Raw genomic sequence first — 20,481 nt, forward strand, 5'->3', positions numbered from 1 at the left:
GGATCGTCGTCATGCAGAACGGCCGCATCACCGGCGAACTCCCCCGCGCCCGGGCCACCGAGGAAGCCATCCTCGCCCTCGCCATGGCCGACGACATCACCCACGACAAGCCGACCACCGCCCCCACGACGACGACCGCCCCTGGAGCCCGCGCATGAGCACCACCACCGCCCGGCCGACCGCCGAGAACGGCGCACCACACCGGCCCACCAAGAACCGCGCCTCGCTCCTGGCCTCCATCGGCGGTCAGAACCTGAGCCTGATCGGCGCCCTCGTCCTGGTCCTGGCCCTGTTCGGCATCCTGAACGACAACTTCCTCAGCATCACCAACATGCAGGTCATCGCCGAGGCCGCCACCATCACCGGCCTCCTCGCCGTCGTCCAGACCGTCGTCATCATCTGCGGCGGCCTCGACATCTCCGTCGGCTCCCAGGTCGGCATCGCCTCCGTCGTCTCCGCCATGGCCTTCACCTCCGCCGGCTCCAACGCCCTCGCCGGCATCGCCGCCGCCATCGGCATCGGCATCGCCGTCGGCATCCTCAACGGCGTCATCATCGTCTACGGCCGCGTCAACCCCACCATCGCCACCCTCGCCGGCCTCGCCGCCTACAAGGGCATCGCCCAACTCGTCTCCAACGGCCGCGCCCAGGGCTACGTCCTCAACAACGACCTCTTCGTCTTCCTCGGACGCGGCAAGATCGCCGGCCTGCCCGTCATGGTCTGGCTCCTCATCCTCGTCGCCACCACCGTCCACCTCCTCCTCAAGTACACCGACATCGGCCGCAACATCTACGCCATCGGCGGCAACGACACCGCCGCCCGCCTCGCCGGCATCAACATCAACAAATACCTCGTCTCCGTCTACGCCCTCATCGGCATCGTCGCCGCCCTCGCCGGCATCCTCCTCACCGCCCGCACCGGCTCCGGCCAACCCACCTCCGGCAGCGAAGGCCTCGAACTCAAGGCCATCACCGCCGCCGCCCTCGGCGGCTGCGCCCTCAAGGGCGGCAAGGGCGGCATCGGCGGCACCCTCCTCGCCGTCGCCCTCCTCGGCTGCCTCGAGAACGGCCTCACCGTCGAAGGCATCAACTCCTTCTGGCAGAACGTCGCCCAAGGAGCCCTCCTCGTCGCCGCCGTCGTCATCCAGCAACGCCGCAACGGCGAACGCGCCATCGGCCTCCCCGCCTAGACACCGGGCCCGGGCCTCCGGACCGATCGGCCCGGAGGCCGTGCCGGGTCGGCCGACTTCCGCACCCGCCCGGACGGCGGCGCCCGTTCGACGAACGGACCGCCCCGGTCGCGCCCGTGGGGAAGGGCGAGGGCCGCCGAGGGTCGGCCCGCTCGCCACAGACTGCCGGTGGTACCCGACTGGACCGGGTGCCACCGGCGGTTCCGTACCGGCCGCGTGGCCTCCGACTCACCACCGGGCCCGTCCCGGAACCGCGTTCGACGGAGCCGTCCTCGACGGGACCGTCTCGATGGAGCCGTATCCGATCCGCCCGAGGGAGCTGACCACAGTATGGTGATGCCCGATCAGGGGCTGCTCGCCCAGCAGCGCCGCGCCCTCATCCTGGAGGCGGTCCGGCGCGACGGCGCCGTGCGGGTGTCCGACCTGTCCGTCGCGTTCGGGGTCTCCGACATGACGATCCGGCGCGACCTCGACGCCCTGGCGCGGTCCGGGGCGGTGGAGAAGGTCCACGGCGGCGCGGTCACCGCCGGCACCGCCCAGGAACTCGGCTTCGAGGTGAAGTCCACCCTCGAATCGGCTGCCAAGGCCACCATCGCCGAGGCGACCGCCGCCCTGGTCGAACCCGGCACGGTGGTGGCCCTCAGCGGCGGTTCCACCACGCACGCCGTGGCGACCCAGCTGCTGAACGTCCCGGACCTGACCATCCTCACCAACTCGCTGCCGATCGAGCGCCTGGTGCGCGGCGCCACGGACACCGCCCAGCGGCCACCCGTCGTGCTCCTGACCGGCGGCAGTGCGACGCCCTCCGAGGCCCTCGTCGGGCCCATCACCGACCAGGCCATCGCCTCGCTCCACGTCGACCTGCTGATCCTCGGCACCCACGGGGTCACCGAGAACGAGGGGCTCACCAGCCCCAATCTCGCGGAGGCCCAGGCCAACCGGATGTTCATCTCGCGCGCCCGCCGCGTCGCGGTGGCGGCGGACCACACCAAGTGGGGCGTCACGGGGCTCAGCACCTTCGCCGACCTGGACCAGATCGGCTGGTTCGTCACCGACGACGGGATGCCGCCGCAGGCCCGTGCGGTCCTCGCGGAGCGGGTCGGCAAGCTGATCATCACCGCCCCCGGCGCCCCGGAGAACGACGGCAGGAAGCCGGGCCCGGTCCCGCGGGGGCCGCGGCCGCCGGAGTGACCGCCGTGGACCGGCAGTGGCACGGCCGGTCGGTCCTCGGGACCGGGTCGGTCCTCGGGACCGGGTCGCCCCTCGGGAACGGGTCGCCCCTCGGGAACGGGTCAGTCCTTGGGGACGGGCGCGACGACGAGTTCGCCGACCGTGTCCACCAGCACCGCGCGGGCCTGGCCGGAGATCCCGTCGTCGGTCACGAAGCAGTCCACGTCGGCCAGCGTGGCGAAGGAACTCAGTGCCACCACACCCCACTTGGTGTGGTCCGCGACCACCGCCACCCGGCGCGCGGCGGCCACCAGGGCCCGGTTGGTCTCGGCCTCGGCGAGGTTGGGGGTGGTGAGCCCGGCCTGCTCGGAGACCCCGTGCGTGCCGAGGATCAGCAGGTCCATGTGGAGGCTGCGGATCGCCTGGTCGGCCAGCGGCCCGACCAGCGCCGCCGAGCGCGTCGGGCTGCCGCCGGTGACCAGCAGGGTCGGCGCCGCGTCGCCCAGCTCCCGGCGGGCGGTGCGCAGCAGCTCGGCGACGGGCAGGGAGTTGGTGACGACGGTCAGGCGGGGGACGGTGAGCAGTCGCGAGGCGACGGCGAAGGACGTGGTGCCGGCGGAGAGCGCGACGACGGTGCCGGGCTCGACCAGGGCGGCGGCCGCGTCCGCGAGGGCCGCCTTGGCCGCGGACTCCCGGGTGGACTTGGCCTCGAAGCCGGGTTCGTCGGTGGTCGCGGTCGGTCCGGTCACCGCGACGGCGCCGCCGTGGACCTTCTCCACTCCGCCGCTGCGGGCGAGCGCGTCGAGGTCCCGGCGGATGGTCATGTCCGAGACGCCGAGTTCCTCCACCAGGTCGGCGACCCGGACGGCGCCGTCCCTGCGGACGTACTCCAGGATGAGCGCCCGACGCTGCTGCGCCAGCATGCCCTGATCCGCCACGACGCTCCCCGTTCCGGTCCCTGTCCCGCCCACGGCCGCGCGCGGCGCGCCTGTGCGCCGTCGGCCGGGTCTGCCGGCCACCAACGTAGCGCAGGGGAGAACAGGATCGAACGGCGGAGCGCCTCCTTCCGGTCGTGTCCGGGGGCTCGCCCGCCCGCTGCTGGTGGAACGTGTTGACCTGGCCGTCCTCCGCCCGCTGCTGCGGCGAACCGCGGCCCGGGCACGTCCTGGGGCGGCCGCCGAGCGCGCCCGGCGCGGTCCGCGCGCCCCCTCGGGCACCGTCGCGACCCGCGAAACCGCCTGGACCCCCGCGCTTCCCCGGCGTCCGCCCGGCCCCGCGGCACCGGCCCCGCGGGGCCCGCGTGTCCGTCCTGGCGCGGCCGTCGCCCGCCGTGCCAGGCTCGCCGTAGGTTCCCGATTCACCACCGTTGCTTTTTGCTCATTTATGTTTGATTATGTGGTGCCACAGTCCGTTGGCGGAGCGAGGCACTCGCCGCCCGGGACCCCCGCCGAGAGGAAGCCGTGATCAGGACGACCAGCAAGCTCGCCGACGGGCGCGAGCTGATCTATTTCGACAGCGACGTGCCCGCCCACCGCGGCACCGCGGACCTCCGCCCCCTGGAGGCCCCGGCCAACCGCTCGGAGATCCGCCGCGACGCGGTGACCGGCGCCTGGGTGACCGTCGCCGCCCACCGCCAGGCCCGGACGTACCAGCCGCCGGCCGACGAATGTCCGCTCTGCCCGTCCCGCGACGGCCGGTTCAGCGAGATCCCCGACGCCGACTACCAGGTCGCCGTCTTCGAGAACCGCTTCCCCTCGCTCGCCGCGGACAGCCCCGCCCCCGAGGGCGTCGCCGGCGACCCGCTGCGCACCGCCCTGGCCGGCACCGGTCGCTGCGAGGTCGTCTGCTTCACCTCCGACCACCAGTCGTCCTTCGCCGCCCTGGACGAGGCGCACGCCCGGCTGGTCCTGGACGCCTGGACCGACCGCACCGCCGAACTCTCCGCGCTGCCGGGCGTCGAGCAGGTCTACTGCTTCGAGAACCGGGGCGCCGAGATCGGCGTCACGCTCGCCCACCCGCACGGCCAGATCTACGCCTTCCCCTTCGCCACCCCGCGCACCGCCCGGATGGTGGAGCAGGCCGCGAAGCACCGGGCCACCACCGGCCGCAACCTCTTCGAGGACCTGCTCGACGCCGAACGCGGCGACCCCCGGCGCACCGTCCTCACCGGCCGGCACTGGACCGCCTTCGTGCCGTTCGCCGCCCGCTGGCCCTACGAGGTGCACCTCTACCCCAACTGCCGGGTCGGCGACCTCACCCAGCTCACCGAGGCCGAGCGCGCCGAGTTCCCCGGTGTCTACCTGGAGCTGCTGCGCCGCTTCGACCGGCTGTTCACCGCACCCGGCGCCGACGGGCCCGCCGCGCCGACCCCGTACATCTCCGCCTGGCACCAGGCCCCCGCCACCAACGGCGCGGAACTCGCCCTGCACCTGGAGCTGTTCACCATCCGGCGGACCGCCGACAAGCTCAAGTACCTGGCCGGCGTGGAGTCCGGCATGGACGCCTTCGTCAACGACGTGTCGCCCGAGACGGCCGCCGAGCGGCTGCGCGAGGTGGCGTCATGAGCGCCGCCCGCAAGTACCTGGTCACGGGTGGCGCCGGCTATGTCGGCAGCGTGGTCGCCGCCCACCTGCTGGAGGCGGGACACCAGGTGACCGTCCTGGACGACCTCTCCACCGGCTTCCGCGAGGGTGTGCCGGCCGGCGCCGAGTTCGTGCGGGGGCGGATCCAGGAGGCGGGCGAGGTCCTGGACGCCTCCTTCGACGGGGTGTTGCACTTCGCGGCCTCCTCGCAGGTCGGCGAGTCGGTCGCGGACCCGGAGAAGTACTGGCGCAACAACGTGGCCGGCTCGCTGGAGCTGATCAGCGCGATGCGCGCGGCGGGCGTGCGCAAGCTGGTGTTCTCCTCCACCGCCGCCACCTACGGCGAGCCGGAGTCGGTGCCGATCGCCGAGACCGCCCGCACCGCGCCCACCAGCACCTACGGCGCGACCAAGCTGGCCGTCGACCACCTGATCACCAGCGAGGCCGTCGCGCACGGCCTGGCCGCCGTCTCGCTGCGCTACTTCAACGTGGCCGGCGCGTACGGTGCCTACGGCGAGCGGCACGACCCCGAGTCGCACCTGATCCCGCTGGTCTTCCAGGCCGCGCTCGGGCAGCGCCCGCACATCGCGGTCTACGGCGACGACTACCCGACCGAGGACGGCACCTGCGTCCGCGACTACATCCACGTCGCGGACCTCGCCGACGCCCACCTGCTGGCGCTGGACGCCGCCGAAGCGGGCGAGCACCTGATCTGCAACCTCGGCAACGGCAGCGGCTTCTCGGTCCGCGAGGTCATCGAGTCGGTCAAGCGCGTCACCGGCCGCGAGATCCCGGTGGTCACCGCCGAGCGCCGCGCCGGCGACCCCGCCGTCCTGGTGGCCTCCGCCGAGCGCGCCCACCAGAGGCTCGGCTGGACCCCCAAGCGCCCCAACCTCGACGACATCGTCGCCGACGCCTGGAACTTCACCCTGGAGCACCCCGCATGACCACCTTCCGGACGCTGTTCTCCGCCGACCCCGAGGGCACCTGGGCCGCCCCCGGCCGGGTCAACCTGATCGGCGAGCACACCGACTACAACGACGGCTTCGTCCTTCCCGTCGCCCTCCCCCACACCACCCGCGTCCAGGCCCGCCGCCGCGACGACAGCCTGCTGCGCCTGCACAGCACCCGGGGCGGCGACGAGATCACCACCCTCGACCTCGACAAGCTGGAGCCCGGGACCACCACCGGCTGGACCGCGTACCCCGCGGCCGTCGTCTGGGCCCTTCGCGACGCGGGCCACGCCGTCGCCGGCGCCGATCTGCTGATCGACAGCGACGTCCCCGAGGGCGCCGGCCTCTCCTCGTCCGCCGCCCTGCAGTGCGCCGTCGCCACCGCCTACAACGACCTGTACCACCTCGGCCTGGACGGGATGCGGCTCGCCCTGCTCGCCCAGCGCGCCGAGAACGCCTACGTCGGCGTCCCCTGCGGGATCATGGACCAGACCGCCTCCCTGTGCTGCCGCGCGGGCCACGCGCTCCTCCTGGACACCCGCGACCTCACCAGCCGCCAGGTGCCGCTCGACCTCGAAGGCGCCGGCCTGCGGCTGCTCGTGATCGACACCCGGGTCAAGCACGACCTCGCCGACGGCGCCTACGCGAAGCTGCGGGCCGGCTGCGAGCGGGCCGCCGAGCTGCTCGGCCTCGCCGCCCTGCGCGACCTCACGGCCGACGCCCTGCCCGCGGCCCTCGACCGGCTGCCGGCCGAACTGCGGCCGCTGGTGCGCCACGTGGTCACCGAGGACGACCGGGTACGGCAGGCCACCGCCCTGCTCGACGCCGGCGACCTGGCCGGCCTCGGCGCGGTCCTCACCGCCGGGCACGCCTCGCTCCGCGACGACTACGCGGTCTCCTGCCCCGAGACCGACCTCGCCGCGGACACCGCCGCGGCCGCCGGCGCCCTCGGCGCCCGGATGACCGGCGGCGGCTTCGGGGGCTCGGTCATCGCGCTCGTCCACCGGGACGACGCCGACCGCGTCACCGCCGCCGTCACCGCGGCCTTCGCGGCCGCCGGCCACGCCCCGCCGCGCACCTTCGCGGCCACTCCCGCCGACGGCGCCCGCCGCATCGCCTGACGGGCCTCGACGGGCGGCCGTCGACGTGCCCGGGCCGCCCGTGTCGTTCCCGGGCGGGCCCGGGCACGAGCATGTCCGCGGCTGCGGTCCCCGGCCCCGGCCCGCGTTTCGCCGGCCGGGGCCGGCCCGTTCAGGGACGGGGACGTTCAGGGGCCGGCCCGTTCAGGGACGGGGACGGGTGGCGGTGTCGAGGTAGAAGGCGTCGATGGTCTGGACGGCCTGCTCGAACTCGTCCAGGTTGACGGGCTTGGCCACGTACGCGTTGGCGTGGCTGCTGTAGGCGCCGGTGACGTCGTCCGGGGCGGTGGAGGTGGTGAGCACGACCACCGGGATGGTCCGCAGGTCGTCGTCGTTCTTCAGGACCTTCAGCAGGTCGCGCCCGTTCATCCGGGGCATGTTGAGGTCGAGGACGATGAGGTCGGGACGCACGCTGTCCGGGGCGCGCAGGTATTCGAGGGCGGCGACGCCGTCGGTGACCTGGACCAGGTTGCGCTCCCCGCGCTCGGAGAGGGCTTCCTCGATGAGCATCGCGTCGGCGGCGTCGTCCTCCACGAGCAGGACATCGAAGGGGCGGGCGGTGGTCATCATCGGGTGCTCCGCGGGTTCTCGGTCGGGTGGTGGAAAAGCCCCGGCCAGCGCCGGCGGGCACCTTGACGGGTCATGCCGCAGGCGGCGCCGATCTGCGGGTAGCCGGCACCCGCGCGCGCGGCGTCGCCGGCCGCCTCCCGCTGGAGCCGTTCGGTGGCCTGCCGGAGGTGGTCGAGTACGTGGAGCAGGCTCAGCGCCTGGGCGGTGTCGCTCACCGCGGGAGCGGCGGGGACCGCCGTCAGCCGCCCGGCCAGCCGCCGGGCGAGGTCTCCCATCGCGGCGTCCGCGATCGCGGCCGCCTCCTGCGAGGTGGTACGCAGTACGAAGTTCTTGCCGGGCATGTCAGGCACTCTAGGCCCAGAACCAACCCACGACAACAACCGTTGTCGTCCGCCCTCTAGAGTGGCCTCGCCGCATCCGATCGAAGGCATCGGGCAGAGCGAGGAGTTGACACGATGACCGGCGACGACAGTGACCGGAGGTCCGGCGGGGGCCTTGCCACATGGACGACCCGGCAGTGGCTCCGGGTGGGAGTCACCGCGTCCCTGGTGATCCTCACCCTGCTCGGAGTGGCGGGGGCGTGGGTACTGTCCCGCACCCAGTCGATCAGCACCGACCTGGTGGACGTGCGCTCCCCCGCGCTCGCCAGCGCGTTCCGCCTGGAGTCGGCCCTGCTCAACCAGGAGACCGGGATCCGCGGCTACGGCCTCACCGGCACCCCGGAGTTCATGGCGCCCTACCAGCAGGGGCTCGCCGAGCAGCGGACGGAGACCGCACAGCTGACGGAACTGCTCCACGACGACCCCTCCGGCCTCGCCGACCTGAAGGCCGTGCAGGACGCCGTGACGAGCTGGCAGGAGCGGATCGCCCGGCCGATCGCCGCCGCGCCACCCGGCACGCCCTCGCCGCTCGCGGCCGGCAGCGCCCCGGAGGGCAAGAACGCCTTCGACGACGTACGGGCCGCCCTGAGCGGCCAGGAGGACCGGCTGCGCGAGAACCGCGATGCCACGCGGAGCGACCTCGCCGCCATGATGCGGCTGCGGAACTGGGTGTTCGGCGCCGTCGCCGTGCTGATCGCCGCCCTCGCCGCCCTGGTGTTCGAGGGGCTGCGCCGGGGCATCACCGAGCCGCTGGACCAACTCGTCGCGGACGCCCGCACCATCGGCGGCGGCGACTTCGACCACCCCATCACCCCGACCGGCCCCGCCGACCTCCGGCGCCTGAGCGGCGAGATCGACTCCATGCGCCGGCGCCTGGTGCGGGAACTGGCCTTCACCGAGGAGGCCCGGCTGCGCCTGGACGAGCAGGCGGCGGACCTCCAGCGGTCCAACACCGAGCTGGAGCAGTTCGCCTACGTCGCCTCCCACGACCTCCAGGAGCCGCTGCGCAAGGTCTCCAGCTTCACCCAGCTCCTCCAGCGCCGCTACGGGGGCCGGCTCGACGCCAAGGCCGACCAGTACATCGCCTTCGCGGTCGACGGTGCGAACCGCATGCAGGTCCTCATCAACGACCTCCTCGACTTCTCCCGGGTGGGCCGGCTCCACCACGCCCACCAGGAGGTCGACCTGGACCAGGTGCTGGAACAGACCCTGGCCGCGCTGAGCGTGGGCATCGAGGAGGCCGACGCGAAGATCACCCACGATCCGCTGCCGACCCTGGTCGCCGACCCCACCCAGATGGGGATGCTCTGGCAGAACCTGATCGGCAACGCGGTCAAGTTCCGCCGCCCCGGCGTGGCGCCGGAGATCCACGTCACGGCCGTCCGGGAGGACGCGCTCTGGCACTTCGCGGTGACCGACAACGGCATCGGCATCGCACCGGAGTTCGCCGAGAAGGTGTTCGTGATCTTCCAGCGGCTGCACACCAAGGACGCCTACTCCGGCAGCGGCATCGGGCTGGCGATGTGCAAGAAGATCGTCGAGTTCCACGGCGGCACCATCGCCATCGACCCCGACCACCGCGAGGGCGCCCGCATCACCTTCACCCTGGCACCCGAACCGCCGCAGCGCCCCGGCCCGCCGACCGGCGAGACCGCGGCCCGATCCGACACGGAGCAGGCACGATGAGCACGGCCGTGGCAGCCACCCCCGGCGCCGCCCCCGACGAATCGCTGTACCGCGTCCTCCTCATCGAGGACGACCAGGGCGACGCCCTGCTCGTGGAGGAGCTCCTCCACGACACCGGGCTGCGGTTCGAACTCACCACCCGGCCCACCCTCGCCGAGGCCCGCGCCGCCCTCGCCGCCCACCCGGCCGACTGCATCCTCCTCGACCTGCACCTGCCCGACGCCACGGGCACCGCCGCGGTCACCGCCGTCCGCGCCGTCGCCCCCCACACGGCGGTGATCGTCCTCACCGGCTTGGCGGAGGCCCAGGCGGGCACCGAGGCGATGGCCGCCGGCGCCCAGGACTACCTCGTCAAGGGCAAGGTCGAGGCGGACCTGCTGCACCGCACCGTGCGCTACGCCGTGTACCGCAGCCAGACCGAGCGCGCCAGCATCGAGGCCCAGGCCGCCCGCCTGCGGGCCGAGGAGAACGCCCGCCTGGAGCGGGGGCTGCTGCCCCCGCCGATCCTCGGCACCTCCACGGTCACGGTGACCGCCCGCTACCTGCCCGGAGCCACCACGGCCCTGCTCGGCGGGGACTTCCTCGACGTCGTGGAGGGCGACGACGGACTGCTGCACGCCGTCGTCGGCGACGTCAGCGGACACGGCCCCGACGCCGCCGCACTCGGCGTGCTGCTGCGGATCGCCTGGCGCTCCCTGGTACTCGGCGGACACCGCGGCGAGAGCCTGCTCCACCTGATGGAGCGCATCCTGATCGCCGAACGCGGCAACCAGGTGCTCTTCGCCACCTGCACGCTCCTCACGCTCGACCAGAACGCCACCACGGCCACCCTCCACCTGGCCGGCCACCACGAGCCCCTGCTCACCACGGCGCACGGCACCCGTGAGCTGACCGCCGCCCACGGCATCGCCCTGGGCATCGCCCCCGGACTGGGGAGCTGGACCCCGACCGTCATCCCCCTCCCGGCCGACGGCGCGCTCACCCTCTACACCGACGGCCTCACCGAGGGGCACAACGGGACGACGAAGGGACGGCTCGGCGTCGACGGCCTGCTCCGACTGATCGGCACCCTGCCCCCGGCCGACCCGGCCGCCCACGTCGACCTCCTCATCAAGGAGACCCACGCCCTCAACGCCGGCCGCCACACCGACGACCTCGCCGTCCTGCGCCTCGACTGGGGCAGCCGCCCCCCGTCGGACTGACCGGCCGGGGGCCGCCGGAGCGCGCCCCGGCGGCCGGAGCCGGGGTCAGGCGCGGTGGTACTGGACCGGGGCGGGGAGGGGGGCGCCGAGGGCGATGGCGGCGTGGCGGGGCCAGTAGGGGTCGCGCAGGAGTTCGCGGCCGAGCAGGACGGCGTCGGCCCGGCCGGCGGCCAGGATCTCCTCGGCCTGGGCGGGGTCGGTGATCAGGCCGACGGCCGCCACCGGCATGCCGGTCCCGTTGCGCACCGCCTCGGCGAAGGGCACCTGGTAGCCGGGGCCGGCGGTGATCCTGGCGTCGGGGGCGATGCCTCCGGTGGAGATGTCCATCAGGTCCACGCCACGGGCCTGGAGCTCCTTGGCGAACCGGACGGTGTCCTCCGACGTCCAGCCCTCGCGGTCGTCCTGCGGGTCCTCGGTGAGCCAGTCGGTCGCGGAGATCCGGAAGAAGAGCGGCAGGTCCTGCGGCCACACCGCCCGGACGGCGTCGACGACCTCCAGCGCGAAGCGGATGCGTCCCTCGAAGGAGCCACCGTAGGCGTCGGTGCGGTGGTTGCTGTGGGGCGAGAGGAACTGGTGGATCAGGTAGCCGTGGGCACCGTGGATCTCGGCGACCTGGAAGCCGGCGTCGAGCGCCCGGCGGGCGGCGTCGGCGAACTGCCGTACGACATCACCGATCTGCTCCTCCGTCAGCTCCTCCGGCGTGGTGTGCGCCGACGAGAAGGGCACGGCGCTCGGACCGACCGGCGTCCAGCCGTGGGCCTCGTCCGGGCCGATGGCGCGGCCGCGGTCGACCCAGGTGCGCTCGGTGGAGGCCTTGCGGCCGGCATGGGCTAGTTGCTCCGACTCTCGGTCATAAATTCCTTGTCTGACCAGCTAGGGCGCAGCACAGAGCCCCCGGACATGACACCGCCAAGCGTCGTCCGGGGGCTCTGCTCTGCCCGCTTCCTCACGTCTGCGCGCCGGCGCAAAGAAGGGGCGTCTAGGGGCCCGACCGCCCCGCGGGGGACGTTGACGGTCGGGCCGGCTCAGGGTCAGCGACGGCCAGGGCGCGACTGCATCGCCTTGTCTTCCGCCACGCGACGCTGACGGTCGGCCCGGTCCTTGGCGGCTTCCTTGCGCGCCACGGACGAACGCGGGGGCTCCACGACGTAGTTACACGAGCCGCAGACGTACCCGCCCTCCGGGCCGTAGTTGATCTCCGCTCCGCAGTGCGCGCAGTGCATTCCGGAGACACCAACGTCCCCGGTGGTCACCCGTCGCTGATCGGTCCGGCTGGGGGGTACGACGTGCCAGCACGAGCCGCACACGTATCCGCCCTCCGGGCCAACGTCAACGGACTTCCTGCACTTGCCGCAACGCGGAGCGCTCATTGCCGCCTACCTTCCGGGTGTCAGCGCGCCAGAGGCGCCCATCAGCATCCTGGCCACCGTAAGGGGGCCGTACGCCTGGGTGGGCGGAATCGCGACACCCATGACGTTGCCGCACGAGTGGCAGACATACGGACGCCTGCTCGTGTCCATCGCGCTCCCGCAACGGGAACATGCCATCGGTGCACTCCTTTGATGGAGGGTTCCGGCCGTACGGTTGTGCGGCCGTAGTGCACTTGCTGACCCGCACCGGCCGGCTAGCTGTCCACGGGGGTAGCCGGCTGGCGCGGGAGTCTGAGGAAGGCCGGCGGGCGGCCGTCGCGGTTCTGCTCGTACCGGTTCTCCGTCACGGGTGCGTCGGCACAGCGAATGGTCTTGAAGACCGGCCGGCCAGCCTCCATGCGCCGGAGCATGACGGTCGTCGCGCGGACCCTGCCGCTCACCGGGTCGGCCGCTCGCTCCCGCCCCAGCACGGTCCACACGCGGCGGTAGCGGTCGCGGAACTGTTCTTGCAGCCCGGGTAGCCCAAGGTCTTCGACGCAGCCACCTTCGATGCGTCTGGGGCACTGGCAGCCCTTCGCGCTCTCGTTCGGATCGAACTCCGGCGCGTAGACGTAGGCCTCTACGCTGTCGTACATGGGCACCGCCAGCGGCTCGCGGTACCGCGGGTATCTCAGTTCAGGCACGGCTGCCCTTCCCTGGACGTCATCGGATCCCCGGGTGGTTGGCGCTGCGGACCCGGGCCAGCAACTCGGCCCGCCGCTGGCGCTGGTCCGCCGTCAACGGGGCCTCCGTGTGCTCCTCCGGCGTCAGCACCGGGCGCGGGCCCCGGGGTCGTTCCGGCGGCCAGCCGTGGCCCTTGAGCCAGGCGTAGGGGTCGACCGGCTCGTCGTCCCACTCCGTCGGCTCGTACGGGGCGGGACCGCCGAGGAACGCGAGCCACGTAGCTGGCCACTCACTAGCGGGCACGTGCTGCCTCCAGCGATGCGATCTGTTCGTCGTCTTCGTGCGCTGCGCGAGCCCTGGCCAGCTGCCGCGCGATGGTGGGATAGTCCGTCTCTGGGTACTGCGCGATGGCGCGAGCGAAGTAGTCACACTCGGGGCACTCGTTGCGGCTCTCGTCGGCTGACACTCAGTGCTCCGACGGGTAGAGCCGGGCCGGCGGCGTGTTCTCCTCCGGCTCGACCTCCGGGCTCAGAACGTAGGGCATCTCGACCACGTCGTAGAACGAGCGGTGTGCGAGCTGTTCGCCAGCGTGCGAGAACACCCAGGCGTGGGCCTTCTTGGCGGATTCGGAGCGCGGGCCCTTTGCCCCGCAGACGGTCCCGTCCTCGTCCTCCGAAGCACAGCAGAGCTGATGCGTAACCGGCCGTGCATCGGGTTTGTGGTCCGGGCTGAGCGTCCATGCAACCCTCGTGGATAACACCGGTGCCTGGTCGTTCGCGCCGTGCTGCGGGACGTGCTGTCGCGCCACCATTGGTGGTCTCCTCTCGGCTTGACGTCTTCAATCATCGACCGCAGAGGTACCTAATGCGCCGCGCAACGTGCGGACATGACGACCACTCAGGCGCTACAGTCTGAGAAAAGCCAAATGTCCGGGGGTCATGTCTTGAACACACAGCTGCGTGATGCTATGGCGAGGGCAGGGATCAAGCCGGCAGGACTGGCTGCCGCCGTTCGGGTAACACCTAAAACCGTGGGACGCTGGCTTCGAGACGAGTCGGAGGTGCCACACCAGCGGAATCAGGAAGATGTGGCGCGAGTGCTAGGGGTGGATGACGTGGCAGTTCTGTGGCCGTCGGGAATCCGTGCAAGGGTGAAGACGGGGTACGACAAGCAGGTTTTCGCCGTCTATCCCTATCGCTCTGCCTGCCCAACGGCGGTGTGGGGTCAGCTAATCGAAGACTCATCCTCAGACTTGATCTTCAGCGGCTACACGAACTACTTCTTCTGGCCCCAGCAGCCGGACTTCAGCAACACTCTGCGGCGCAAGTCGGACGCAGGCTGCCGGATCCGCTTCCTGCTCGGCGACCCCGAGTCCGAGACGACCAAACACCGAGAGCGGGTGGAGGGCGTTGCCCTGACCGTGTCGACGCGCATTCGGATGACCCTGGAGGAGCTGGCCAAGGTCGGCCCGCTGCCCGGGCTGGAGGCCCGCTTCAGCGCTGCGGAGGACGGCCCGAACCACGTCAGTCTCAGCGTCTTCCGGTTCGACTCGGACGCCATGGTGACACCCCACCTAGCGTCGGTCGTTGGCCACGACTCACCCCTCATGCACCTTCGACGAGGCGAGCCTGGTGGATTGTTTGACCGCTTCTCGGACCACGTCGAAGAGCTATGGGAGCGCGGGCGCCCGATCGCCTAGACCGCGTCTCGCATGGGTACCCGCGATCGCCATCCCCCGCCGACCACAGCGCCGGGGAGCGCTTCCGTCGGCTTAACCTCGCGGCACTTCCGGCACACCCCGGGTCGGGACATCCCCGGAGCGCGGCAGTTGTCGCAGTCGTACGTCACGGGTCGGGGCACGGGCGCACTCTTGCTCTCGGAAACGGGCGCGATCGGCGGGATCTGCGACAGCCGGGCGGAAATGACCGCCCCGACAGTGCGGCGGATCTTCTCCGGAAGCGGGGCGGCCAGGATCGGCATCAGCGTGGCGCGGGTCCACCCGCCGGCCAGCAGTCCCTCCACCATGGCGGCCTGATCCGTCAGCACCTTTCCCGCCAGAGCCTTCCGCGGTTCACGCTGGCCCAGCTCCAGCAGCAACGCCATGCCTTCGGTCATCCGTGCCGGAGCAGCCGCCTGACGGGGCTCAGTGGCGCGCTGTGCGGGCGCCTGCGGCTCGTTCTCGGGCTCGGTGGGGGAATCCCCGTCCGTCCCTCCGAGAAGGGCGGAGAAGGCCGCGTACGCCTCCGTCAGCTCCTCCGGGTCGGCCGGCTCCATCAGCTCCGGATCCTCAGTCAGCAGCCCTTCGGCCGGAGGGATGGACGGTACTTCAACTTCCTGCCGAGACACCGTCTTTACCGTCAAGGACGGGCTTCCCGCGTTCCCGGCGCCCGCGCCTCCAGCTCCAGGTCCACCGGCGGCCGGGGATGCGGGAAGCGGCCGAGCCGTGTGCGCCGACTTGCCCAACGTCACCGGGACCTCGTGGACGGACACCGTCGTCCGCACCTGGCCCGTCAGCGGGTCGCGCGCGGTCCGACGGACGTAGTGGCCGGCGGCCTCCAACTCGTTCAGCGCGCGAGCGATCGCCGTGCGCCCTTCGCGCGACTTCGCGGACAGCGTCCTGACGTCCTCCCGGGATGCGTCGGGGAGGCTCAAGAGGTACGCGAGCAGTCCGCGGGCAGTCCACGAGAGGCTGTGCTTTCGGATGACGTGCCCGTTGTCCAGGATCGTGAACCCGCGCGTGTGCCGCGCGATACGATGGATGCGCATTCGGAGTCCCCACTCCTAGTGCCATGACCCCGGGGCGTTACAGCGCCGCCGGGGTTTCTTGTGTCGCGATGATCGCACGGCTGTGCTGCGCAGCACAAGTATGGTTCGGGACCTTCGCGCTCGTTGCTGCATCCTCTAGCGCATGCAAAAGCCCCGCCATCCTGGAGGACGACGGGGCTTGCAACCCCCGCTGACGCGGGGAAGTGAGGAATCTCTCCTCGTGCCTGTCGGAGTGCGACGGGCGACCCCCGCTTGCGCAGGGAGCGAGCACAGTGGCTCTCAAAGAAGCCAACCAGAGGCGGCTGACCCCCGCTCACGCGGGGAAGTCGACACAACAGCCCTCAAACCTGCCAACTAGAGGCGGCTGACCCCCGCTGACGCGGGGAGATACTTCATCACCCTGTGGAGTGCAAACCCCGCACGGCTGACCCCCGCTTGCGCGGGGAGCATCTATCCCTTGAACACAAAGGCTCCAGGGTCATCCCTAGTTGCCCGGGGAAGAGCCGGTCCGGGCTGCCCCGGTCCGATGAGGAAGACTCTGCCACGGGCCACTGACAGCGTGCAAGCACCAACGCGAAAGGGCCCCCGTTCGAGTGAACGGGGGCCCTTTCGCGGTCCACGTTGGCCCCTTCAGATCGCGTTCGTCGGTTGCACGTCCGACCACAGTACGAGCTGCCCGCGGGGGCCCTGGTGGACCGGCAAGGTACCTGCATCCCGCCGACGGTATAGCGTCGTCACGTGGACGCCGAGCAGATCCGCAGCGCGCTGAAGGCTCAGCGCCTTCTCGGCGGCCGGCATCTTGCGAGACTTGTGGGTCGTGACCGTCCGGTCACGGATGAAACGCTTGTTGAGCTCCACCTTCCACGGGGCCGGCTCGGTCACGGCCAGCGCGGGCAGCACCTCGGGCGCCTCGTCAGCCTCCGTGTCCTCCGGCGGGTCCAGGTGCAGCACGTGCGCCGCGACGAGAGGCGGAACGGCGCTCACCACGATGACGACCCACGCTCGCGCGCCTGTCGCACCGGTCGTGAGTACGTGTTCTGTGATCTGCGCGGCTGTTGCAAGGATGAGCGCGAGCAGTGCACCACGTGTTGCGCGGCCTCGCTTCACCTTCGCGTCGGCTGCTCGGTCGACGTCGTCGCACTTCTTCAAGCTGCGGAGGAGGTCCGACCACTCGCGAGCGTTTCGCGCGGAGATGGCGGCGTAGAGCGACAGGACGGCCGGCATCAGCCAGGCCACGTACGGGCTCCAGCCGGCCATGACGCCCAACGAGTACTCCCCGGGGGCGGAGAGGGCCAGAGCGGCGTACAGAACAGTCGTCGGGCCGTGGCGACGGGCCATACGGATGTGCCAGGGGGTGTGGGTCATATCTCCTTCTTCTTCGTTCCTCAGCTTCGATGGGTGGGGTAGCCTGGCACCGGCCCGCTCCAACACCTTCCCGGGCCACTCTGCCGCCCCTGCAAACATGGTTCCTAGGCCTCAGTGCAGGGGCGGCCGTTTTGTGCCGTCCCTGACCGGCCCCGCGTCCTCTACTCGCAGGTCCGGCAGCAACTCAGTTAGCCGGGTAGGTCCGTGCAAACCCGGTGGCGTCACAGGCCTGGCACGTGGGCATCTTCGCCACACCCTCGACCCAGTCGTAGTGCGAGCGGCTGATGCGTCCCAAATCCCGGCCGGTACCGTGGCATCGGTCGCAGTGCCGGGCCAACGGGGCTCCGTGGGTGACGGCCCGATGCAGCCGGTCAACGCGGACGGTTGGCTCGTAGTCGGGGAAGTACCGCAGCACGCGGCCGGAGACGTCGCGCAGGGAGCCACTAACCCGGTACGTCCCACACTGCTTGGGGAGCCACGGGGCAAGCGTCACGGTGACGCGCTCACCAACCGCGACGATGAACGGGTTGCCGTTGGCGGTCGTCACGGTCAGCGGGCGGACGACGGTGACGATCTGCGGGGCACTGGCGCTGGAGCTCACCGGGGTTCCTCTCGCATTCCGGGGGCCGGCCCTGCGTCCTCTACTCGCAGGGCCGGCGTGGGTGGAGGTCAGGCGTCCTTAAAGCACTCCGGGCAGGTGTCCGTCTGCTCGTCCTCGTGCTCACGGCACTTGCGGCCCCACGTAATGTCATCCTCGGTCGCGCTCTCCTGCGCGGCCTGATTGGCGACGTCGACCGCGCAGTCGTAGGCGTAGAAGCAACCCTCCGGGTTGAACGCGCCCCACTCCGTCCCGCCATCGATGTCCTTCGCGGCGCACTCGGCGATGGGGTCGCCCGTAACGTCCTCGCGGGGCGCGTTACCGTGCTGGCACATCTTCGTGACGAGGGGCTCCAGCGGCGGGCGCCGGCTGTCCTCCGCCTTCGCCAGCTCCGGGTAAGCCTTACGGATGTGGTGGGTGGCCAAGGCGAGGCGCTCGTTCGTCTCGTCGTAGCTGAACTGGTCAGCCCATCCGTCGATGTAGTCGGTGCCGCGTTGCTCCATCTCGGTGCGGACCGTGTCGCGGACCTGCTTGGCGGAGAGGCTGCCAGCGATCTCCTGGAGGCGGTCCAGCTCACCAATGTGTCGGTGAGCGGCGGCAAGGTAGTTGGCCAGGTCGCCGATGGAGACGCGGCGGGTGATTCGTACGTCGATCCGGTAGACGCCGTCCTGGCTCATGGTGGGCTTTGCCATTGCTCTCTCCCCTGTCGTCGCTGCTTCTTCGGTACTTCAGGTGGCCGGGCCCTGCGTCCTCTACTCGCAGGGCCGGCCGATGGGATGACTACTTCTCGCCCATCCGCTCCATCTCCTCGCAGTGGGCGAAGAACCCGGGGATCACGCGGAGGTGAAGGTCCTCCCAGCTCTGTGCGTTGAAGACCACGCCACCCGGACGGTTGCGGCAGTACTCGTGCGTCGTGCACGTTGCGCGGTGAGTGATGCCGGCACGGAACGCAAGAGCCGACGCCAGCTCGACGACCAGACCCTCGACGGTGGCGACGTCCTCAACGGTGGTGGCGTTCATCTTCGTTCTCCCCTGCGTGAGTTCCTTGCGTGGCTCCATAGTGGCATACTTGTGCTGCGCAGCACAAGTCCTCTGAATGCACAGAAGGGCGCCGCCGGGAATACAACTCCCAGCGACGCCCCAACAGTTGTCAGTTCGCGCGCTGCGCGTCGAACATCTTGTGCGGCTCCGTGATGATCTCGCCGCCGTTCGTCGCGAAGATCGTGCAGCCGTCGCCAATCCACCAGACGGAGGCCACCGTCCAGCGCCGGCCGTGGTGCTCGATCCGGTCCCCCTCCTCCAAGTCCCGTGCCTCGCAAACACGGTGCACCGGAAGGGTGGCACCGGGGGCACCGTCGCGCCAGTACCAGGGCCGGCCCGGGTCGCCGAGCGGGATGGTCTCGTGCTCCGGGGACGTCGGGTGCGGGGCCAGGACACACGGCAGCGTCTCGGCGCCGGGCGGGGTGAAGGTGGCGGTGCAGCGCGGGACGGCCTCCACATCGGTGGGACCCATCCACGCGGACAGGCGGTCCACGGCGTTGTCCAGCATCACGCCGTACCCGGTGACCCTGGCCGGGTCGTTATGGGCGTAGAAGACGTGGTCCACGGTCCCGAACGAGCCGGCCGGGATGTCGGGCTGCTCGGGCGCCCAGTTGACCGACGTGAGGTCGATCAGCGTGCGAACGCGGGTGCCGACCGTCAGGCCGCCCGCCTCCGTGGCGATGCTGGAGGCGGTGACGTGCGGGTTGTGCTTCATCTCTCTGCCTCTTCTCTGTGCAGGGCCGGACCCGCGCCCTCTACTCGCAGGTCCGGCAGTGGGGTGGGTCAGCCCTCTTCGCGGTTTCGCCTATCGGCGTGGTCCTGCGCGGCGTACCGGCTGTGGCTGCTGATCCCCTCCCGGCCGGTGGCCGTGTCGTACACGGTGAAGCGGGTGCCGTTCGGTCGGACCTCGTAGCGGGGGCCGTCGTCGGCCGTCTCGGGCGCTGCGGGCACCATCTCAACCGTGGCGATCATCGTTTCGGTGAGGACCCGGAAGATCCGTCCCTTGGGCCCGTGCTTGACCTGGTACTCACACTCACGTCGGGCGTCGGAAGCGGTGACCTCGCCCAGCATCATGATGTTGGACCAGTGGTAACCCCCGTCCACGCTGAACTGAGGCCGGTAGGTGGTCCGCGTGGTGGTCGTCATCTCGGGCTGGACGACCAGCTCAACCGGGGAGGCCGCTTCGGACTTCTCGGCGGCGATCTCGGCCTTGAACTTGGCGATGAACTCGGCGGACTCGGCGGCGTAGGCGGCGGACTGCTCAGCGTCGTAGTCGTCGCGGTAGAGGGCGGTGGCCTCAGCCATGTCCGCACCCTCGCTGCCCGAGGTGACGATGACGGCACCCTCGACCGCCTTCTTCTCCGGCTGCGCTGCCGCCCGCAGCTCCGCGATCACCTCACGACCCTTGTCGGTGAGGAGGTGGCGACTACCGGTAGCCTGGGTCTTCGGCGTGATCAGCTGGCGGTCGATCAGAGCCACCAGGGTGCCGGTCCGGCCCTGGGCCCCGTCAGCGCTATCGCCGGACATCAGAGCCTCCACCATGCGCATGCTGAACCGGTACCTCTTCATGACGGGGGTCATCGACATGGAGTGCTCCTTCGCGTGAGTCCTTGGCGTGGCTCCATAATGGCAGACATGTGCTGCGCAGCACAAGTCCTAGATGTGAAGCGGTTCCATCTCCCAGCCGTCCACCCCAACGTCGGTACCTGTCGCTCCACATCCCTGGCAGCGTCCACCAGTCGGCGTGCCACCGCCCGGGCCTCTGTCGGCGTCAGCTCGTCCCAGTTGGGGCCGATAGTCAGGACGA

The 20,481-nt window shown here is 71.2% G+C and carries 20 protein-coding genes and 3 pseudogenes; 9 read left to right on the forward strand and 14 right to left on the reverse strand.

Annotated elements, in window-relative coordinates:
• Positions 1-154 precede the first annotated feature (154 nt).
• Both ACIF6L_RS26280 and ACIF6L_RS26285 read left to right on the forward strand, forming a co-directional pair.
• Positions 155-1,189 (forward strand): ABC transporter permease, encoded by a 1,035-nt coding sequence (locus tag ACIF6L_RS26280; RefSeq protein WP_396490400.1) that lies wholly within the window; start codon positions 155-157, stop codon positions 1,187-1,189.
• Positions 1,190-1,525: 336 nt separating this feature from the next.
• A complete protein-coding gene (locus ACIF6L_RS26285) occupies positions 1,526-2,380 on the forward strand; it encodes a DeoR/GlpR family DNA-binding transcription regulator (protein WP_396490398.1) in 855 nt (284 codons plus the stop codon).
• A 101-nt stretch (positions 2,381-2,481) separates the two neighbouring features.
• Here ACIF6L_RS26285 and ACIF6L_RS26290 read toward each other — a convergent pair whose 3' ends face one another.
• On the reverse strand, positions 2,482-3,282 hold the full coding sequence (locus tag ACIF6L_RS26290; RefSeq protein WP_396490413.1) for a DeoR/GlpR family DNA-binding transcription regulator: 801 nt from the start codon (positions 3,280-3,282) through the stop codon (positions 2,482-2,484).
• 537 nt (positions 3,283-3,819) lie between these two features.
• Between ACIF6L_RS26290 and galT the strand changes: the two genes are divergently transcribed.
• The 3 genes from galT to galK are packed head-to-tail and all read left to right on the forward strand — an operon-like array spanning position 3,820 to position 7,015.
• The gene (galT, locus tag ACIF6L_RS26295) at positions 3,820-4,923 is read left to right on the forward strand and encodes a galactose-1-phosphate uridylyltransferase (RefSeq protein WP_396490396.1); all 1,104 of its coding nucleotides are present in this window, start codon (positions 3,820-3,822) and stop codon (positions 4,921-4,923) included.
• Positions 4,920-5,888: a UDP-glucose 4-epimerase GalE gene (gene galE, locus ACIF6L_RS26300; RefSeq protein WP_396490395.1), complete on the forward strand. Its 969-nt coding sequence runs from the start codon at positions 4,920-4,922 to the stop codon at positions 5,886-5,888. The genes galT and galE overlap by 4 nt, the downstream gene beginning before the upstream one ends.
• On the forward strand, positions 5,885-7,015 hold the full coding sequence (galK, locus tag ACIF6L_RS26305; protein WP_396490393.1) for a galactokinase: 1,131 nt from the start codon (positions 5,885-5,887) through the stop codon (positions 7,013-7,015). The genes galE and galK overlap by 4 nt, the downstream gene beginning before the upstream one ends.
• Positions 7,016-7,177: 162 nt before the next feature.
• On the opposite strand, the gene ACIF6L_RS26310 is transcribed toward galK, so the two are convergent.
• Together ACIF6L_RS26310 and ACIF6L_RS26315 are read right to left on the reverse strand one after the other, a co-directional pair.
• Positions 7,178-7,603, reverse strand: a complete 426-nt coding sequence (locus ACIF6L_RS26310; protein ID WP_329485594.1) for a response regulator — start codon at positions 7,601-7,603, stop codon at positions 7,178-7,180.
• Positions 7,600-7,944: a hypothetical protein gene (locus tag ACIF6L_RS26315; RefSeq protein WP_329485595.1), complete on the reverse strand. Its 345-nt coding sequence runs from the start codon at positions 7,942-7,944 to the stop codon at positions 7,600-7,602. The genes ACIF6L_RS26310 and ACIF6L_RS26315 overlap by 4 nt, the downstream gene beginning before the upstream one ends.
• A gap of 114 nt (positions 7,945-8,058) precedes the next feature.
• Between ACIF6L_RS26315 and ACIF6L_RS26320 the strand changes: the two genes are divergently transcribed.
• Complete coding sequence (locus ACIF6L_RS26320; RefSeq protein WP_396490392.1) at positions 8,059-9,669, forward strand: CHASE3 domain-containing protein; 1,611 nt, start codon at positions 8,059-8,061, stop codon at positions 9,667-9,669.
• A complete protein-coding gene (locus tag ACIF6L_RS26325; RefSeq protein WP_396490390.1) occupies positions 9,666-10,871 on the forward strand; it encodes a PP2C family protein-serine/threonine phosphatase in 1,206 nt (401 codons plus the stop codon). Before ACIF6L_RS26320 ends, ACIF6L_RS26325 begins: the two co-directional genes overlap by 4 nt.
• Positions 10,872-10,916: 45 nt before the next feature.
• Here ACIF6L_RS26325 and ACIF6L_RS26330 read toward each other — a convergent pair.
• From ACIF6L_RS26330 to ACIF6L_RS26345, 4 genes and pseudogenes are all read right to left on the reverse strand, one after another.
• Positions 10,917-11,708: pseudogene (locus ACIF6L_RS26330) on the reverse strand (NADH:flavin oxidoreductase/NADH oxidase); the annotation flags it as partial.
• Positions 11,709-12,495: 787 nt separating this feature from the next.
• Positions 12,496-12,924: a hypothetical protein gene (locus ACIF6L_RS26335; protein ID WP_396490389.1), complete on the reverse strand. Its 429-nt coding sequence runs from the start codon at positions 12,922-12,924 to the stop codon at positions 12,496-12,498.
• A gap of 19 nt (positions 12,925-12,943) precedes the next feature.
• Entirely contained in the window at positions 12,944-13,207 is a 264-nt protein-coding gene (locus tag ACIF6L_RS26340; RefSeq protein ID WP_396490388.1) for a hypothetical protein, read from the reverse strand.
• A gap of 163 nt (positions 13,208-13,370) precedes the next feature.
• A complete protein-coding gene (locus tag ACIF6L_RS26345) occupies positions 13,371-13,505 on the reverse strand; it encodes a hypothetical protein (protein WP_396490387.1) in 135 nt (44 codons plus the stop codon).
• Positions 13,506-13,829: 324 nt separating this feature from the next.
• On the opposite strand from ACIF6L_RS26345, the pseudogene ACIF6L_RS26350 reads away from it, so the two are divergent.
• Both ACIF6L_RS26350 and ACIF6L_RS26355 read left to right on the forward strand, forming a co-directional pair.
• Positions 13,830-14,009: pseudogene (locus tag ACIF6L_RS26350) on the forward strand (XRE family transcriptional regulator); the annotation flags it as partial.
• Positions 14,010-14,018: 9 nt separating this feature from the next.
• Positions 14,019-14,603, forward strand: a complete 585-nt coding sequence (locus ACIF6L_RS26355; protein ID WP_396490411.1) for a DUF5919 domain-containing protein — start codon at positions 14,019-14,021, stop codon at positions 14,601-14,603.
• On the opposite strand, the gene ACIF6L_RS26360 is transcribed toward ACIF6L_RS26355, so the two are convergent.
• The 7 genes and pseudogenes from ACIF6L_RS26360 to ACIF6L_RS26390 all read right to left on the reverse strand — a co-directional run bounded on the left by ACIF6L_RS26360 (position 14,600) and on the right by ACIF6L_RS26390 (position 20,261).
• Positions 14,600-15,670, reverse strand: a complete 1,071-nt coding sequence (locus tag ACIF6L_RS26360; protein WP_396490386.1) for a helix-turn-helix domain-containing protein — start codon at positions 15,668-15,670, stop codon at positions 14,600-14,602. The two genes, ACIF6L_RS26355 and ACIF6L_RS26360, sit on opposite strands and share 4 nt — an antisense overlap.
• A gap of 630 nt (positions 15,671-16,300) precedes the next feature.
• Positions 16,301-17,035: a hypothetical protein gene (locus ACIF6L_RS26365; RefSeq protein WP_396490384.1), complete on the reverse strand. Its 735-nt coding sequence runs from the start codon at positions 17,033-17,035 to the stop codon at positions 16,301-16,303.
• 184 nt (positions 17,036-17,219) lie between these two features.
• Entirely contained in the window at positions 17,220-17,636 is a 417-nt protein-coding gene (locus tag ACIF6L_RS26370) for a hypothetical protein (RefSeq protein ID WP_396490383.1), read from the reverse strand.
• A gap of 68 nt (positions 17,637-17,704) precedes the next feature.
• Positions 17,705-18,337, reverse strand: a pseudogene (locus ACIF6L_RS26375) (DUF6181 family protein); the annotation flags it as partial.
• A gap of 76 nt (positions 18,338-18,413) precedes the next feature.
• A complete protein-coding gene (locus tag ACIF6L_RS26380; RefSeq protein ID WP_396490381.1) occupies positions 18,414-18,653 on the reverse strand; it encodes a hypothetical protein in 240 nt (79 codons plus the stop codon).
• Between the two features lie 130 nt (positions 18,654-18,783).
• Positions 18,784-19,389, reverse strand: a complete 606-nt coding sequence (locus ACIF6L_RS26385; protein WP_396490379.1) for a hypothetical protein — start codon at positions 19,387-19,389, stop codon at positions 18,784-18,786.
• A 68-nt stretch (positions 19,390-19,457) separates the two neighbouring features.
• Entirely contained in the window at positions 19,458-20,261 is an 804-nt protein-coding gene (locus ACIF6L_RS26390) for a hypothetical protein (RefSeq protein WP_396490378.1), read from the reverse strand.
• Between the last annotated feature and the right edge of the window lie 220 nt (positions 20,262-20,481).

It is taken from the genome of Kitasatospora sp. NPDC086009 (assembly GCF_044540385.1).
GTDB lineage: Bacteria > Actinomycetota > Actinomycetes > Streptomycetales > Streptomycetaceae > Kitasatospora.

Bases quoted from the DNA above. Each gene is read 5' to 3' on its own strand.
- ACIF6L_RS26365 (WP_396490384.1), bottom strand. From the start codon at position 17,035: ATGACCCACACCCCCTGGCACATCCGTATGGCCCGTCGCCACGGCCCG.
- ACIF6L_RS26310 (WP_329485594.1), bottom strand. From the start codon at position 7,603: ATGATGACCACCGCCCGCCCCTTCGATGTCCTGCTCGTGGAGGACGAC.
- ACIF6L_RS26385 (WP_396490379.1), bottom strand. From the start codon at position 19,389: ATGAAGCACAACCCGCACGTCACCGCCTCCAGCATCGCCACGGAGGCG.
- ACIF6L_RS26315 (WP_329485595.1), bottom strand. From the start codon at position 7,944: ATGCCCGGCAAGAACTTCGTACTGCGTACCACCTCGCAGGAGGCGGCC.
- ACIF6L_RS26320 (WP_396490392.1), top strand. From the start codon at position 8,059: ATGACCGGCGACGACAGTGACCGGAGGTCCGGCGGGGGCCTTGCCACA.
- galK (WP_396490393.1), top strand. From the start codon at position 5,885: ATGACCACCTTCCGGACGCTGTTCTCCGCCGACCCCGAGGGCACCTGG.
- ACIF6L_RS26285 (WP_396490398.1), top strand. From the start codon at position 1,526: ATGCCCGATCAGGGGCTGCTCGCCCAGCAGCGCCGCGCCCTCATCCTG.
- ACIF6L_RS26390 (WP_396490378.1), bottom strand. From the start codon at position 20,261: ATGTCGATGACCCCCGTCATGAAGAGGTACCGGTTCAGCATGCGCATG.
- ACIF6L_RS26290 (WP_396490413.1), bottom strand. From the start codon at position 3,282: ATGCTGGCGCAGCAGCGTCGGGCGCTCATCCTGGAGTACGTCCGCAGG.
- ACIF6L_RS26280 (WP_396490400.1), top strand. From the start codon at position 155: ATGAGCACCACCACCGCCCGGCCGACCGCCGAGAACGGCGCACCACAC.
- ACIF6L_RS26380 (WP_396490381.1), bottom strand. From the start codon at position 18,653: ATGAACGCCACCACCGTTGAGGACGTCGCCACCGTCGAGGGTCTGGTC.
- galE (WP_396490395.1), top strand. From the start codon at position 4,920: ATGAGCGCCGCCCGCAAGTACCTGGTCACGGGTGGCGCCGGCTATGTC.
- ACIF6L_RS26325 (WP_396490390.1), top strand. From the start codon at position 9,666: ATGAGCACGGCCGTGGCAGCCACCCCCGGCGCCGCCCCCGACGAATCG.
- ACIF6L_RS26360 (WP_396490386.1), bottom strand. From the start codon at position 15,670: ATGCGCATCCATCGTATCGCGCGGCACACGCGCGGGTTCACGATCCTG.